This is a genomic window from Bacteroides sp. DH3716P, from assembly GCF_025914115.1.
In the GTDB taxonomy this organism is placed as follows: domain Bacteria; phylum Bacteroidota; class Bacteroidia; order Bacteroidales; family Bacteroidaceae; genus Bacteroides; species Bacteroides ovatus.
This window is the reverse complement of sequence record NZ_CP083673.1, coordinates 6,636,171-6,636,651: the sequence shown is the minus strand read 5'-3', so window position 1 is coordinate 6,636,651 and position 481 is coordinate 6,636,171. Positions and strand designations below refer to the sequence as shown.

Sequence of the window (481 nt, the reverse complement as noted above, 5' to 3'; positions counted from 1 at the left end):
CAGTTCCACTCATGAAAGTTTCCCGGATTATGATAGCAACCAGATGACGATGTATTCTTCTATCGTAACGGCTGCACGACAGGCTATGAGTTAATTATCGGAAATATGTATATTGGCGGCTGTGACCTGGATAAGCATTGGGCTAACTTCCAGTCGGATGCCGCTGCTTATGAATATCGTAAAATAGTAAAAGGCGAGAAAGTAGGTAAAACCGGTTATAAACTATCACAGGGATTGGCGGATGAAAACTGGGATTATATCAGTCTGCAACAGGCGAGCGGTAAATCCGGTAAATACGAAACATATACGGTATTGGCTGATTTGATTGCAGGAATAAAGGAACGTTGTCCGAAAGCTAAACTGCTGTGGCATCAGACTTGGGCATACGCTTCCAGTTCCACTCATGAAAGTTTCCCGGATTATGATAGCAACCAGATGACGATGTATTCTTCTATCGTAACGGCTGCACGACAGGCTATGA

Annotated in this window: 1 protein-coding gene; it reads left to right on the top strand. The window is 43.7% G+C overall.

Annotated elements, in window-relative coordinates; all coding sequences use genetic code 11:
• Positions 1 to 105: 105 nt before the first annotated feature.
• On the top strand, positions 106 to 481 hold a 376-nt coding region (locus KQP79_RS25850), incomplete at its 3' end, for a DUF4886 domain-containing protein (RefSeq protein ID WP_264386608.1).